The organism is Pseudomonas sp. RT4P38, from assembly GCF_054897765.1.
In genome coordinates this window covers 629,230-645,173 of the sequence record NZ_CM142703.1, presented here as the reverse complement: position 1 = coordinate 645,173, position 15,944 = coordinate 629,230, and the positions used below count along the sequence as shown (strand labels likewise).

At 60.2% G+C, this 15,944-nt stretch carries 9 protein-coding genes; 1 reads left to right on the top strand and 8 read right to left on the bottom strand.

What is annotated here, in order from left to right:
* Positions 1–445 precede the first annotated feature (445 nt).
* The gene (locus tag ACYZT7_RS02980; RefSeq protein WP_462039878.1) at positions 446–1,348 is read right to left on the bottom strand and encodes a LysR family transcriptional regulator; all 903 of its coding nucleotides are present in this window, start codon (positions 1,346–1,348) and stop codon (positions 446–448) included.
* A 166-nt stretch (positions 1,349–1,514) separates the two neighbouring features.
* Here ACYZT7_RS02980 and ACYZT7_RS02975 point away from each other — a divergent pair, with 166 nt between their 5' ends.
* A complete protein-coding gene (locus ACYZT7_RS02975; protein ID WP_462041732.1) occupies positions 1,515–2,741 on the top strand; it encodes an MFS transporter in 1,227 nt (408 codons plus the stop codon).
* A gap of 154 nt (positions 2,742–2,895) precedes the next feature.
* On the opposite strand, the gene hemE is transcribed toward ACYZT7_RS02975, so the two are convergent.
* The 7 genes from hemE to pilQ form a co-directional block, all read right to left on the bottom strand.
* Positions 2,896–3,963 (bottom strand): uroporphyrinogen decarboxylase, encoded by a 1,068-nt coding sequence (gene hemE, locus ACYZT7_RS02970; protein ID WP_462039877.1) that lies wholly within the window; start codon positions 3,961–3,963, stop codon positions 2,896–2,898.
* A 253-nt stretch (positions 3,964–4,216) separates the two neighbouring features.
* On the bottom strand, positions 4,217–5,635 hold the full coding sequence (locus ACYZT7_RS02965) for an FAD-dependent oxidoreductase (protein WP_008149580.1): 1,419 nt from the start codon (positions 5,633–5,635) through the stop codon (positions 4,217–4,219).
* 33 nt (positions 5,636–5,668) lie between these two features.
* Positions 5,669–10,114 (bottom strand): glutamate synthase large subunit, encoded by a 4,446-nt coding sequence (gene gltB, locus ACYZT7_RS02960; protein WP_462039876.1) that lies wholly within the window; start codon positions 10,112–10,114, stop codon positions 5,669–5,671.
* Between the two features lie 350 nt (positions 10,115–10,464).
* A complete protein-coding gene (locus tag ACYZT7_RS02955) occupies positions 10,465–12,063 on the bottom strand; it encodes an AAA family ATPase (protein WP_462039875.1) in 1,599 nt (532 codons plus the stop codon).
* A gap of 10 nt (positions 12,064–12,073) precedes the next feature.
* Entirely contained in the window at positions 12,074–13,174 is a 1,101-nt protein-coding gene (gene aroB, locus ACYZT7_RS02950) for a 3-dehydroquinate synthase (RefSeq protein ID WP_462039874.1), read from the bottom strand.
* Between the two features lie 151 nt (positions 13,175–13,325).
* A complete protein-coding gene (gene aroK, locus ACYZT7_RS02945) occupies positions 13,326–13,844 on the bottom strand; it encodes a shikimate kinase AroK (protein ID WP_010464421.1) in 519 nt (172 codons plus the stop codon).
* Between the two features lie 4 nt (positions 13,845–13,848).
* Positions 13,849–15,936, bottom strand: coding sequence for a type IV pilus secretin PilQ (pilQ, locus tag ACYZT7_RS02940; RefSeq protein WP_462039873.1), 2,088 nt, complete (start codon positions 15,934–15,936; stop codon positions 13,849–13,851).
* Between the last annotated feature and the right edge of the window lie 8 nt (positions 15,937–15,944).

Sequence of the window (15,944 nt, the reverse complement as noted above, 5' to 3'; positions counted from 1 at the left end):
ACACCGAGTCGATACTAAACAAACGGGTGGCAGCTGTGCGCAGGTTAGTAGACCGGGGACACGTGAAACCGGCGCGCCCGAAGGCGCCCTGCGCATAGCTGCCATTAAGCGCAGGCAAAGAAAATACCTGACTGTATGGAATGCAAATGCGCTTCACGTGACAACGGGCTACTAAACCCCGATCACTGACAATCAGTGACGCGAATCAAGTTACCGATGACCCCCAAGGCGCACAAGCCGGCGGATTCTGGCGTAGTTGTAGGCTCTGCCGCAAGGTGGCGTAGCCTCCCGAAAGACGTCTTAGGAAACGTCCCACAACCACCGCTGAAACACTGCAATCCCTGTAGGAGCGAGGCTTGCCCGCGAAGAGGCCATCACATCCAACATTAATTTTGCATGTGATGGCCTCTTCGCGGGCAAGCCTCGCTCCTTGGGTTGTGTTCGATCACGATTGAAGTGGTTCGACCTTACGCGTCAACAACTCCACAAACGCCTTGGCCATCGGCGACTTCTGATCCTTGCGCTGCACCAGCCACACCGCCGACACCGCCTCTGGATCAAGCAACGGCCGATAGACCACCCCTTCGATGCGCATCCGCTGATAAGACGCCGGCAGCACCGAAACTCCCAACCCCGCCGCTACCAGGCCAATAATCGTCATCGCCTCGCCCGCCTCCTGAGCGAAGTGCGGACTGAAACCGGCATCCCGCGCCAGGCTGAGCAATTGTGCATACAGTCCACTGCCATAGCTGCGTGGGAAAAATACGAAGGGCTCGAGGGCCAGCGCTGACAGAAACAAGCCTTCCTCACTATCGGTCACCAACGGATGCTTCGAACTGAGCACCGCCACCAGCGGCTCACGCATCAACTCCACCACGCTGAGCGAGTCCGGCAACCCAAGCGGCCGCATGATCCCGACTTCTATCGACTCATCCACCAACGCATCCGCCACTTGGGTGCTGCTCATCTCCCGCAGGTTCAGGTGCACCGCCGGGAACCGCTGACGAAATGAAAAAATCGCCTGAGGGATGGTCGAGTTGAACGGTGCCGACGAGGTGAAGCCAATCTTCAGTTCGCCCAACTCACCCAGCTGCGCCCGCCGTGCCACGTCTGCCGCTTTATCGACCTGCGCCAGCACCAGCCGCGCCTCTTCCAGAAATAGCCGACCGGCTTCACTGAGCTCGACCCGACGATTGGTCCGCTCGAACAACCGCGCACCCACCTCTTGCTCCAGCGCCTGAATCTGCTGGCTCAGCGGCGGTTGCGAGATGCCCAGCACCTGGGCGGCGCGGCCGAAGTGCAGCTCTTCGGCGACAGCAATGAAGTAGCGCAGGTGACGCAATTCCATGAAAACTCCATTAGGTCGTTAAACCTATCAAACAGGTCGAACAATATATTGGATTGAATCATTAGGCAGCTATATGCTTTTTTCATTGCCTGACCGGCTGCGTCCTCCGAGGTCCGAAGTGAAAACTGCTGTCGCTCCACTTGCCCATGAAGTTCCGCCCGCAGCGGTGGACGATGTTGTCGCCGAATTGAAGGAGATCTACATCGAAAAAGGCACGCCGATGTTTATGCGCACGGTGCTGGCGCTGTTCTCCGGCGGCTTCGCGACCTTCGCTCTGCTTTATTGCGTGCAACCGATGATGCCGCTGCTGTCCCATGAGTACTCCATCAACGCGGCCCAGAGCAGCCTGATCCTGTCGGTCGCCACCGGCATGCTCGCCATCGGCCTGCTGATCACCGGCCCGATTTCTGATCGCATCGGGCGCAAACCGGTGATGGTCGCCGCGCTGTTCGCCGCCGCGCTCTGCACAATCGCCAGTTCAATGATGCCGAGCTGGCACGGTGTGCTGGTGATGCGGGCGCTGATAGGGTTGTCATTAAGCGGTCTGGCAGCAGTCGCCATGACTTACTTGAGCGAAGAGATCCACCCGCAACACATCGGCTTGGCCATGGGTTTGTACATCGGCGGCAACGCGATTGGCGGGATGTGCGGACGCTTGATCACTGGCGTGTTGATCGATTTCGTCAGCTGGCACACGGCGATGCTGGTGATTGGCGGCCTGGCGCTGATTGCAGCGGCAGTGTTCTGGAAAATCCTTCCCGAGTCGCGCAACTTCCGCGCCCGCTCATTGCACCCGCGCAGCTTGATTGACGGCTTCACCCTGCACTTTCGCGACGCCGGCCTGCCGCTGTTGTTCCTTGAGGCCTTTGTGCTGATGGGCGCATTCGTCACCCTCTTCAACTACATCGGTTATCGCCTGCTGGCCGAGCCCTACCACATGGATCAGGCCTTCGTCGGGCTGCTCTCGGTGGTGTATCTGTCGGGTATCTACAGTTCAGCGAAAATCGGCGCCCTGGCCGACCAGCTCGGTCGTCGCAAAGTACTCTGGGCAACCATCGTACTGATGATCGCCGGCCTCGCCCTGACCCTGCTCACGCCGCTGCCGATGGTGATCATCGGCATGTTGATCTTTACCTTCGGCTTCTTCGGCGCTCATTCGGTGGCGAGTAGCTGGATTGGGCGTCGGGCGATCAAAGCCAAGGGGCAGGCGTCGTCGCTTTATCTGTTCAGCTATTACGCCGGCTCGAGTATTGCCGGTACTGCCGGGGGGGTGTTCTGGCACCTCGGCGGTTGGAACGGGATTGGACTGTTCATTGGCGGGTTGCTGGTAATTGCGCTGTTGGTGGCGTTGAAACTGGCGAAGTTGCCGCCGTTGACCGGCGTGAAAGCCTGAATTTTGTCCAATACAAAACAACTGTGGGAGCAGCCGGTCGACGCTCGATTGCTCGCGATGAGGCCATAACATTCAACATCTAAGTTGGCTGTTATGCCGCTATCGCGAGCAAGCTCGCTCCCACAGAAAAGCCTAGCGCTTTATCAGTTCACGATCACTCGTGATACTGCGCCGACAGTTCATGCACCGCGCGCAGGAAGGCGCCAGCGTGTTCCGGGTCGACTTCAGGCGTGATGCCATGGCCGAGGTTGAACACGTGACCGCTGCCCGTGCCGTAGCTGGCGAGGATCCGGCCGACTTCGGTGCGAATGGCTTCTGGCTTGGCGTAGAGCACGGTCGGGTCCATGTTGCCTTGCAGGGCGACTTTGCTGCCGACACGCTGGCGGGCTTCGCCGATGTCGCAGGTCCAGTCCAGGCCCAGCGCGTCAGCGCCAGCATCAGCAATGCTTTCGAGCCACAGGCCGCCGTTCTTGGTGAACAGGATGACCGGCACTTTGCGCCCTTCATGTTCGCGGATCAGGCCGCTGACGATTTTGCGCATGTAGGCCAGGGAGAATTCCTGGTACGCCGCCGCCGAAAGGCTGCCGCCCCAACTGTCGAAGATTTGCACCGCTTGCGCGCCGGCCATGATCTGGCCGTTGAGGTAGCTGGTGACCGTCTGCGCGAGCTTGTCCAGCAGCAGGTGCAAGGCTTGCGGGTTGTCGTAGAGCATGGTTTTGGTCTTGCGGTAGTCTTTCGACGAGCCGCCTTCGACCATGTAGGTGGCCAGGGTCCATGGGCTGCCGGCGAAGCCGATCAGCGGCACGCGGCCGTTCAGTTCGCGGCGGATGGTGCTGACCGCGTCCATGACGTAGCCGAGGTCTTTGTGCGGATCAGGAATCGGCAAAGCTTCGATGTCAGCCATCGTGCTGATGACTTTCTTGAAGCGCGGACCTTCACCGGTTTCGAAGTACAGGCCTTGGCCCATGGCGTCCGGGATGGTCAGGATGTCGGAGAACAGGATCGCCGCGTCCAGTTGCGGATAGCGGTCGAGCGGCTGCATCGTGACTTCGCAAGCGAACTCCGGGTTCATGCACAGGCTCATGAAGTCACCGGCCTTGGCACGGCTGGCGCGGTATTCAGGCAGGTAGCGGCCGGCCTGACGCATCATCCAGACAGGCGTGACGTCTACGGGTTGCTTGAGCAGGGCGCGAAGGAAACGGTCGTTCTTCAGGGCAGTCATGTCGGCATCCGGAAAAAAAGTGCGGGCATTTTCTCAGAGCTCGACGCAAAAGGCACGGCAAGAGCCGTGCCTTTTGTCTATCGGGTCAATTTGTCGCAATGGAATGCGGTTTTTGCAACACCACAAAACGACTGTGGGAGCGAGCTTGCTCGCGATGGCGGCGTCACATTCAACATTTCTGTCGACTGATCCACCGCTATCGCGAGCAAGCTCGCTCCCACAGGGGGTATTGCATTTGGCTCTGGGTTGGGGGTTACACGCCCAAGTAATCCAGGATCCCTTCGGCGGCATTGCGGCCTTCGAAGATCGCCGTTACCACCAGGTCAGAACCGCGAACCATGTCGCCACCGGCGAAGATTTTCGGGTTGCTGGTCTGGTGCTTGTACTGACCTTGTTCCGGGGCCACAACGCGGCCCTGGCTGTCGGTCTGGATGCTGTGCTGTTCGAACCACGACGCCGGGCTCGGACGGAAACCGAACGCGATGACCACGGCGTCGGCCGGGATGATCTCTTCGGAGCCCGGAATCGGCTCAGGGCTGCGACGGCCACGGGCGTCCGGTTCGCCGAGACGGGTCTCGACCACCTTCACGCCTTCGACGCGGTCTTCACCGACGATCGCGATCGGCTGGCGGTTGTAGAGGAATTTCACGCCTTCTTCCTTGGCGTTCTTCACCTCTTTGCGCGAGCCCGGCATGTTCGCTTCGTCACGACGATAAGCACAAGTCACCGACTTGGCGCCCTGACGAATCGAAGTGCGGTTGCAGTCCATCGCCGTGTCGCCGCCACCCAGTACCACGACCTTCTTGCCTTTCATGTCGACGAAATCTTCCGGCGACTTTTCAAAGCCCAGGTTGCGGTTGACGTTGGCGATCAAGAAGTCGAGCGCGTCATGCACGCCCGGCAAATCTTCTCCGGCAAAGCCGCCCTTCATGTAGGTGTAGGTGCCCATGCCCATGAACACGGCATCGTATTCTTCGAGCAGTTGCTCGACGGTCACGTCCTTGCCCACTTCAGTGTTCAGACGGAACTCGATGCCCATGCCGGTGAAGACTTCGCGACGATTGCTCAGCACGGTCTTTTCCAGCTTGAACTCAGGGATGCCGAAGGTCAGCAGACCGCCGATTTCCGGGTTCTTGTCGAACACCACCGGGGTCACGCCGCCACGTACCAGCACGTCGGCACAACCCAGGCCGGCAGGGCCTGCGCCGATCACCGCAACACGTTTGCCGGTCGGTATGACCTTGGACATGTCCGGGCGCCAGCCCATGGCGAACGCGGTGTCGGTGATGTACTTCTCGACCGAACCGATGGTCACCGCGCCGAAACCGTCGTTGAGGGTGCAGGCACCCTCGCACAGACGATCCTGCGGGCACACCCGGCCGCACACTTCCGGCAGGGTGTTGGTCTGGTGCGACAGCTCGGCGGCCTGGAGGATGTTGCCCTCGGCCACCAGCTTCAGCCAGTTCGGAATGAAGTTGTGCACCGGGCACTTCCATTCGCAATACGGGTTACCGCAACCCAGGCAGCGGTGGGCCTGATCGGCCGAATGCTGGGGTTTGAACGGTTCGTAGATCTCCACGAACTCTTTCTTGCGTTGACGCAACAGTTTCTTCTTCGGATCTTTGCGCCCGACATCGATGAACTGGAAGTCGTTATTCAGACGTTCAGCCATTGTTAAAACCTCATCAAACTCTTCAGGCGCATATCACTGCGGGTTGGCACGGGTGCTGGAAAGCAACGATTTCAAGCTGGCAGCCTTGGGCTTGACCAACCAGAACCGACGCAGATAGTCATCGAGGTTTTCGGCGAGGTTACGGCCCCACTCGCTGTCGGTTTCCGCGACGTATTCGTTCAGCACGCGTTGCAGGTGGCTGCGATAGGATTCCATCGCTTCGCCGCTGATCCGCTGGATTTCCACCAGTTCGTGGTTGACCCGGTCAACGAAGGTGTTGTCCTGGTCGAGCACGTAGGCGAAACCGCCGGTCATGCCTGAGCCGAAGTTGTAACCGGTCTTGCCCAAGACGCAGACGAAACCACCGGTCATGTACTCGCAGCAGTGATCGCCCGTGCCTTCCACCACGGTGTGAGCACCGGAGTTACGCACCGCGAAACGCTCGCCCGCGGTACCGGCGGCGAACAGCTTGCCGCCGGTGGCGCCGTACAGGCAGGTGTTGCCGATGATGGCACTGTCCTGAGTCTTGTAGACGCTGCCCTTCGGCGGAACGATGACCAGTTTGCCGCCGGTCATGCCTTTGCCGACGTAATCGTTGGCGTCGCCTTCCAGGTACATGTGCAGGCCGCCAGCGTTCCACACGCCGAAGCTCTGACCGGCCGTCCCGTTGAAGCGGAAGGTGATCGGTGCACTCGCCATGCCTTGGTTGCCGTGTTTGCGAGCGATTTCACCGGAGATCCGCGCGCCGATCGAACGGTCGCAGTTGCAGATATCCAGCGCGAAATCAGCGCCGCTCATGTCGTTGATGGCCGAGGTGGCCATATTGACCATTTTCTCGGCCAGCAGGCCTTTGTCGAACGGCGGGTTGCGCTCAACCTGGCAGAATTGAGGCTTGTCTGCCGGAATGTGGTCGCTGCCCAGCAACGGCGTCAGATCCAGGTGTTGCTGCTTGGCGGTCTGGCCTTCGAGGATGTCCAGCAGATCGGTACGACCGATCAGCTCTTCGAGGGAGCGTACGCCCAGCTTGGCCAGCCACTCACGGGTTTCTTCGGCGACGTAGGTGAAGAAATTCACCACCATGTCGACGGTCCCGATGTAGTGATCCTTGCGCAGCTTTTCGTTCTGAGTCGCGACGCCGGTAGCGCAGTTGTTCAGGTGGCAGATACGCAGGTATTTGCAGCCCAGCGCGATCATTGGCGCGGTGCCGAAGCCGAAGCTTTCAGCGCCGAGGATCGCAGCCTTGATCACGTCGAGGCCGGTTTTCAGGCCGCCGTCGGTCTGTACCCGGACTTTGCCGCGCAGGTCGTTGCCGCGCAGGGTCTGGTGGGTTTCGGCCAGACCGAGTTCCCACGGAGCGCCCGCGTATTTGATTGACGTCAGCGGCGATGCGCCGGTGCCACCGTCGTAGCCGGAGATGGTGATCAAGTCCGCGTAGGCCTTGGCCACACCGGCGGCGATGGTGCCGACGCCCGCCTCTGCAACCAGCTTCACCGAGACCAGCGCCTTCGGGTTGACTTGTTTCAGGTCGAAAATCAGCTGCGACAAGTCTTCGATCGAATAGATGTCGTGGTGCGGCGGAGGCGAAATCAGGGTCACGCCCGGCACTGCGTAACGCAGCTTGGCGATCAGACCGTTGACCTTGCCGCCTGGCAGTTGACCACCTTCGCCGGGCTTGGCGCCTTGGGCGACTTTGATCTGCAGCACTTCAGCGTTGACCAGGTATTCCGGGGTTACACCGAAACGGCCTGTCGCCACTTGCTTGATTTTCGAGCTCTTGATGGTGCCGTAACGCGCAGGGTCTTCGCCGCCTTCGCCGGAATTGGAACGTGCACCGAGGCGGTTCATGGCTTCAGCCAGGGCTTCGTGAGCTTCCGGCGACAATGCGCCGAGGGAGATGCCCGCGGAATCAAAGCGCTTGAGCACCGACTCCAGCGGTTCGATCTCGCTGATGTCCAGCGGCGTGTCCAGGGTCTTGACCTTGAACAGGTCGCGGATCATCGACACCGGACGGTTGTCGACCAGCGCCGTGTACTCCTTGAACTTGCTGTAGTCGCCCTGCTGCACTGCGGCTTGCAGGGTGTTGACCACGTCCGGGTTGTACGCGTGATATTCGCCACCGTGGACGAACTTCAGCAAACCGCCCTGCTGGATTGGCTTGCGCGGGCTCCAGGCTTCGGCAGCCAGGGCTTTCTGCTCGGCTTCGATGTCGACGAAACGCGCACCTTTGATGCGGCTCGGTACGCCACGGAAGCTCAGCTCGCAGACTTCTTCAGACAGGCCGATGGCTTCGAACAGCTGCGCACCGCGGTACGACGTAATGGTCGAAATGCCCATCTTCGACAGAATCTTCAGCAGGCCTTTGGTGATGCCTTTGCGGTAGTTCTTGAACACCTCATAGAGGTCGCCCAGTACTTCACCGGTACGGATCAGGTCGCCCAGCACTTCGTAAGCCAGGAACGGATAGACCGCCGAGGCGCCGAAACCGATCAACACCGCGAAGTGGTGCGGATCGCGAGCCGTCGCGGTTTCCACGAGGATGTTGGAGTCGCAACGCAGGCCTTTTTCGGTCAGACGGTGGTGCACCGCGCCGGTGGCCAGGGAAGCGTGAATCGGCAACTTGCCCGGGGCTATGTGACGGTCACTCAGCACGACCTGGGTACGGCCGGAGCGCACGGCTTCTTCAGCCTGATCGGCGACGTTGCGGATCGCCGCTTCGAGGCCGACGCTTTCGTCGTAGTTGAGATCGATGATCGCGCGCTCGAAGCCCGGACGATCGAGGTTCATCAGCGAGCGCCACTTGGCCGGGGAAATGACCGGCGAGCTGAGGATCACGCGTGAGGCGTGTTCCGGCGACTCCTGGAAGATGTTGCGCTCGGCACCGAGGCAGATCTCCAGCGACATGACGATGGCTTCACGCAGCGGGTCGATCGGCGGGTTGGTGACCTGCGCGAACTGCTGGCGGAAATAGTCGTACGGCGTGCGCACGCGCTGGGACAGCACGGCCATCGGCGTGTCATCGCCCATCGAGCCGACGGCTTCGTAGCCTTGTTCGCCGAGCGGACGCAGCACCTGATCACGTTCTTCGAAAGTGACCTGGTACATCTTCATGTACTGCTTGAGCTGGTCGACGTCGTAGAACGCCGAACCGTGGTCGTTGTCTTCCATGGTCGCCTGAATGCGCAGGGCATTCTTGCGCAGCCATTGCTTGTACGGATGACGCGACTTCAAGCGGTTGTCGATCGCATCGGTGTCGAGGATCTGGCCGGTTTCGGTGTCCACGGCGAAGATCTGACCCGGGCCAACGCGGCCCTTGGCGATCACGTCTTCAGGCTGGTAGTTCCAGACACCGATTTCAGACGCCAGGGTGATGAAACCATTCTTGGTGGTGACCCAACGCGCCGGACGCAGACCGTTACGGTCGAGCAGGCACACCGCGTAGCGACCGTCGGTCATTACCACGCCGGCCGGGCCGTCCCACGGTTCCATGTGCATCGAGTTGTATTCGTAGAACGCACGCAGATCCGGGTCCATGGTTTCGACGTTCTGCCACGCAGGCGGAATGATCATCCGCACGCCACGGAACAGGTCGATACCACCGGTAACCATCAGCTCAAGCATGTTGTCCATGCTGGAGGAGTCGGAACCGACACGGTTGACCAGCGGGCCGAGTTCTTCCAGGTCCATCAGATCATTGGTGAACTTGGTGCGACGGGCCACGGCCCAGTTGCGGTTACCGGTGATGGTGTTGATCTCGCCGTTGTGGGCGAGGAAGCGGAACGGCTGAGCCAGCGGCCATTTCGGCAGGGTGTTGGTCGAGAAGCGCTGGTGGAACACACAAATCGAGGTTTGCAGGCGCTGGTCGCTGAGGTCTGGATAGAAGGCGGTCAAATCCGCCGGCATCATCAGGCCTTTATAAATGATGGTCTTGTGCGAAAAGCTGCAGACGTAGTGATCGGCGTCGGCGGCGTTGGCCACGGACGAGCGACGACGGGAGGTGAACAGCTTGACGGCCATGTCCTGATCGCTCAGGCCTTCACCGCCGATGTACACCTGCTCGATCTGCGGCAGGCGCTCGAGGGCCAGGCGGCCGAGGACGCTGGTGTCGATCGGCACTTTGCGCCAGCCGACCAGTTGCAGACCGGCGGCCAGGATCTCGCGGTTCATGTTCTCGCGAGCGGCCTCGGCTTTAACCGGGTCCTGGTTGAAGAAGACCATGCCCACAGCGTATTGCTTGGGCAGTTCGACGCCGAAGGTTTCCTGGGCGATGGCACGCAGGAACACATCCGGTTTTTGAATCAGCAGGCCGCAACCGTCACCGGTCTTGCCGTCGGCGTTGATCCCACCGCGGTGGGTCATGCAGGTCAGGGCCTCGATGGCCGTTTGCAAAAGGGTATGACTGGGCTCGCCCTGCATATGGGCTATCAGGCCGAAACCGCAGTTATCCTTGAATTCATCTGGTTGGTACAGACCTGCTTTCATAGACACTTTCTCACCAGGCTGCCCCTTATCGAGGCAAATTTCTTTTCAATTCAACCACTTACCATCCGCGCCGAACGTACGCCAGCTTTGCGGGGGCAAAAGGGAGGTCATTGTACACACCGACACAGAGGCTCACAAATTTGACGACGAACTGTCGCAAATCTATGTCGCATTTGTGAAAGGTTTAAAGCGATATGCTGTGCTAGTCAAAACTTTTTTAATTTTGACCGCAACGACTCAAAGACTACTGTGACGCAGACACCACAAGGCACGCGGCCTGTAGAGGCGGCATGCGCTTGTAGAAATTTTGAGGTGCCGGGAGAGGCGGCCTGGGTAAGGCCGCCGAATCTTCAGCGAGTTGTTGCCAGTTCCTGTTGGACGCTGGCGACAGTGCGAGGCCAAGGTTTACCAGCCTGAACCTTCGCTGGCAAGGCCTTGATGGCGGTAAGGGCTGCATCGCGGTTGGCAAAGCTACCGTAAGTGATGACGTAAAGCGGCTTGCCGTTGAGGACTTTCTTGAAATAACGGTACTCGCCGCCCTGCTCCTTGACGAAGGATTGCGCGGCCGCTTCAGAGCTGGTGCCGAGGATCTGCACCACGTAGTTACCCGGCGCTTGCCCTGCGTACCAGGTGCCACCGGCGGCCTTGGCCACGGTGGTTGGTTTCTCGGCAGGTTTGGCGGCAGCGGTGGCGGCGACTGGTTTGGCTGGCACTGGAGTTGGCTTCACGGCAGGCGCCACCGGGACTGGCTTGGCAGTCGCGACCTGAGTCGGAGCAGGCACAGGCTTGGCGGCAGGTGTCGGTGCCGGGCCAGGCTGGATGCCCGCAGGCGGCGCGGTGGTGGTCACGGTCGGCGGCGTAGCGCTCGAACCTTCGACCGGCACGCCGTCATCGCCTTCGGTGATGCCACCGGCGGCTTCGGCCAACGGACCGCGCATGACCGGCTGCGAGTTGCCGACCAGCGGCAATGGCATCGGTTGCGAGTTACCGGCGAATTCGACGGCAGGCGCGCCGCCGCTGTCAGGTTGTGGCGTGCCCTGGCCGAGCGGCAGTTGCGCCTGTTCGTTGGCAGGTGCGCCAGTGGTCGGTGCTTTGCTGCGACCCGGCATCAACCAGGCGGCGGCTACCGCGACCACGACGACGGCGGAAATCGCCAATACGTGTTTCTTCGGCATGTTGAACCCCATACTTGGACGCTTGACCGCTGAGCGGCTGGCAATCATGGCTTCGATCATTGCATCGCGGGCGACCTGGTTGATGGTGCCAGGCCAACCGTCGGAGCTTTCGTGAATATCAGAGATCTGATCTGCGGTAAAAAGTTCGATACCCCGACCGGCGCCTTCGAGCCGCTGGTCCAGATACTCGCGGGTTTCTTCTTCGGTGTAGGGCTGCAACTCGATGACGTGGAAACGCTCTTCCTCGAGGGTCAGCGCCTCCAGTTGAGTAATCAGCGACGACTCGCCGAACAGGAACACATGCGGGCGACCTTCCGGTGCCCCGGCGGCCAGGGCCAGCAAGGCTTCCAGCGCGGACTCGTCGAGTTGCTCGGCGTCATCCACCAGCAAATAGACTTCCTGTCCCGTGAGCGCAAGTTGCACCACTTGAGCCAAAATCGCGCCGATCTCGGCCTGGGCGACGTTCAGCGCCTGAGCGACCTGACGCAGCACGCCAGCCGCATCGCCAGCGCCACGGGCGGAAACCACCACGCTCTGCACGGATTGCTTGTTGGTACTGGCCACCAGAGCCTGGCGCAACAGCGTCTTGCCACTGCCTTGCGGGCCGGTGACGACCAACAGCAACTGGCTGTAGCGTGCCAGGTGATGCAGTTGTCCCAGCACCGGTTTGCGCTGGGCCGGGAAGAATTTGAAGCCAGGTACCCGTGGAGCAAAAGGGTCATGACTCAACTGGTAATGGCCGAGGAAAGCCTCGTCGGCGTGCAAACTAGTCATCGGGATCTTATTAACCTTTAAGCTGAGCCAGAGCGCGGTAATCCGCTCCCAGCGTGGCCTGTAAAATCTCTTTCGGATAATCGTCGGTCACCACCGCTTCGCCCATGTGGCGCAGCAGCACCAGGCGCAAACGACCGTCGATCACTTTCTTGTCAATTGCCATGTGTTCGAGAAAATCGGCTTCAGTCATCTCTTCAGGCGGGATGACCGGCAGGCCGGCACGCTGGAACAGACGAATGCCGCGATCGCGCTCTTGTTCGCTGATCCAGCCCAGGCGCGCGGACATTTCCAAGGCCATTACGGTGCCAGCAGCGACCGCTTCACCATGCAGCCACACACCATAGCCCATATGGGTTTCGATGGCGTGGCCGAAGGTGTGACCCAGGTTGAGCGTGGCGCGAACACCGGTCTCCCGTTCGTCGGCACCGACCACCGCAGCCTTCGCCGCGCAAGAGCGCTCGATGGCGTAAGTCAGGGCGATCTGGTCCAGGGCGCGCAGGCGATCGACGTTTTCTTCCAGCCAGGTCAGGAACGGCTCGTCGCAGATCAGCCCGTATTTGATCACCTCGGCAAGCCCGGCGGACAGTTCGCGGGCCGGCAGCGTATTGAGGGTAGCGGTATCAATCAGCACCACGTTCGGCTGATAGAAAGCGCCGACCATGTTCTTGCCCAAGGGGTGGTTGATCCCGGTCTTGCCGCCCACCGAAGAGTCAACTTGCGACAGCAGCGTGGTCGGAACCTGGATGAAGTCGACACCCCGCTGGTAGCAGGCGGCAGCAAAACCGGCCATGTCACCAATCACGCCACCACCGAGGGCGATCACCGTGGTACGGCGGTCGTGCCGCGCGGTCAGCAGACCGTCGAAAATCAGTTGCAGGGTTTCCCAGGTCTTGAAGGCTTCGCCGTCGGGCAGCACCACAGAAACCACCGAGAACGGTGCGAGGCTGCGGGTCAGACGCTCGAGATAGAGCGGCGCAACGGTCTCGTTGGAGATGATCGCCACTTGCCGTCCGCGGATATGCGGAGCCAGTAGCTCAGGCTGATCCAACAAACCTTCGCCAATATGAATCGGGTAGCTGCGCTCGCCTAGATCGACCTTGAGTGTCTGCATGTGTCCCCACAGTGAAGATGGAATCAGGCGTCCTGCCTTGAGTTAACGAATGTCCACGGCGTCTGCTGGTGTAACGCCGTTCGGTAGCCATCCGCCATAACCTTGGGCGGCTATGACAGGACGCCGAGGATAGCGCATTTCGCACTGCGCATTAACGGGGAGGTAGCTGCTGCAAGCGTTCGAGAATATCGAGCACCACCATTCGCGGCGGCCGCTCATCGGTTTCCACCACCAGATCGGCGATTTCCCGATAAAGCGGATCACGAATCGCCAGCAGATCCCGAAGCGTCTTGGCCGGATCGGCAGTGCGCAACAGGGGTCGATTGCGATCACGGGAAGTGCGGCCCACCTGCTGCTCGACCGACGCATGCAGATAGACCACCCGCCCCCCTGCGTGCAGCGCCCGACGATTGGCCTCGCGCATCACCGCGCCGCCACCGGTCGCCAGCACCACGCCATCGCAGCCACACAGCTCGGCAATCATCGCCTGCTCGCGGTCACGAAAGCCCGGTTCGCCTTCCTTATCGAAAATCCACGGGATATTGGCGCCCGTGCGCAATTCAATTTCCTTATCGGAATCTTTGAACGGCAGGCGCAGCTCTTTGGCCAGCAACCGGCCGATGGTGCTTTTTCCAGCCCCCATCGGTCCAACAAGAATCAAATTTCGCACAGAATCAATGACTCACAGCAATCGCCTGATTGTTCATGATACGCGGAGTGAGAAATACCAGCAGCTCGGATTTTTTCTCCGAAACCACGTCACGCCGGAAAAGGCGGCCAAGATACGGCACATCACCGAGAAATGGCACCTTATCTACAACCTTGCTCTGAGTATTTGAGAAAACTCCGCCAATCACGATGGTCTCGCCGTCGTTGACCAGGACCTTGGCATTGACCTCGTTTTTCTTGATGGGCGGTACATCCTGCACTTTGTTCAGGTAATCCGGCTCGTCCTTGGTGACCTTGACCTCCATGATGATCCGGTTGTCCGGGGTGATCTGCGGCGTCACCTCCAGAGACAGCGAGGCTTCCTTGAACGACACCGAGGTCGCGCCGCTGGAGCTGGCTTCCTGGTAGGGAATCTCCGTGCCCTTGAGGATTTTCGCGGTTTCCTTGTCCGACGTGACCACCTTGGGCTGCGAGACAATTTCGCCATTGCCGGTCTTCTCCATGGCCGTCAGCTCGAGGTCCAACAGCACATTGTCGGTGATGAACGCGATGCCGAGCCCCGAGGTGTTGGCGGCGGTGCCCAGGTCGACGAATGGCGAGTTGGTGCTGGTGCTGCCGGGCGTGCCTATGGTCGACGAAGCGTTAGCCCCGTTGCTGACGCCTGATGTGTTCCAGTTGCCTTTGTTCTGCAACGAACCGCCCCAGCGCACGCCGAGGCTTTTGTCATAGTCGACGTTGGCTTCGACGATGCGCGCCTCGATCATCACCTGACGCACGGGTATATCCAGTTGCGCGACGATACGGCGGAGTTCGTCGAGGCGATCCTGGGTCTGGTAGGCAATGATGTTGTTGGTCCGCTCATCAACCGTGATCGAGCCCCGTTCATCGACTTTTGCCTCGGCACTGGTCACCGACTGGAACAGCTTGGCGATATCGGCAGCTTTGGCGTAGTTGACCTGCAACAGTTCCCTACGCAGAGGCGCCAGGTCGGCAATCTGCTTCTGCGACTCAAGCTCCTGGCGCTCGCGAGCGGCGATTTCATCGGCCGGCGCCACCAGCAAAACGTTACCGATCTTGCGTTTATCCAGACCTTTGGTTTTCAACACCAGATCCAGTGCCTGATCCCACGGTACATTCTGCAAACGCAGCGTGATGCCGCCCTGCACTGTGTCGCTGGCGACGAGATTGAGATTGGTGAAATCGGCGATCAGTTGCAGCACCGAACGCACATCGATGTCCTGGAAATTCAACGAGAGTTTTTCACCGGTGTAGGCAAAACGTTCAGTGTTGCGCTTCTGCAAGTCATCGACGGTCATTGGCCGGATGCTGACGGTCAGTTTGTTGTCGGTCTGGTACGTCGAATAATCGAATGCGCCGCTGGGCTCAATGCTGATCGTGGCCCGATCACCGGTGGCGCTGGCGTTGACGAACTGCACCGGCGTGGCGAAATCCTTGACGTCCAGACGCACACGCAACGGCTCAGGCAATTGGGTCTTGGCAAAACCGAGGATGATCTTGCCGTCGCGCTCCTGAATGTCCGGGGCGATAGAAGGATCCGACAGATCGATGACCACATTGCCTTCGCCCTGAGTGCCGCGCTGGAAATCCACCCCCCGAATAGCCTTGCCTACCGGCGCATAGGCTTTCGCCGGGGCTGGCGCTGCAGTCGCGGCGCGCGGCGTTTTGGGCGCTGGGCTGGAGGCCGTTTTGTTGGCTCCTTGCCCGACCACCACGAACAGATTGTTGCCTTCGACCCGTGCGTTATACGGGGTCAACTGGGTCAGATTGATGATCAGCCGCGTGCGGTCCTTGGCTTCCACCACCGTGGCGCTGCGGGCATTTCCACCGCCCAGGTCACGATTTTTGCTTTTTAACTGACTGACTACGCCCGGCAGATCCAGCGCAATCCGAGCCGGTTGTTCCGTGGTGTAACCGTGGGGCGGCGGTGGCGGCCCATCGAATGACAACTTCAACTCGACGCGGTCCCCCGGCAGCGCCGCAACATCCAGCGCTTTGAGGTTGGCCGCTTGTACCATCGGCGACAGCAACGCTATCCATAGCGCAATACCGACGGTTGAGAAAATCCTGTTCATTATTCGAG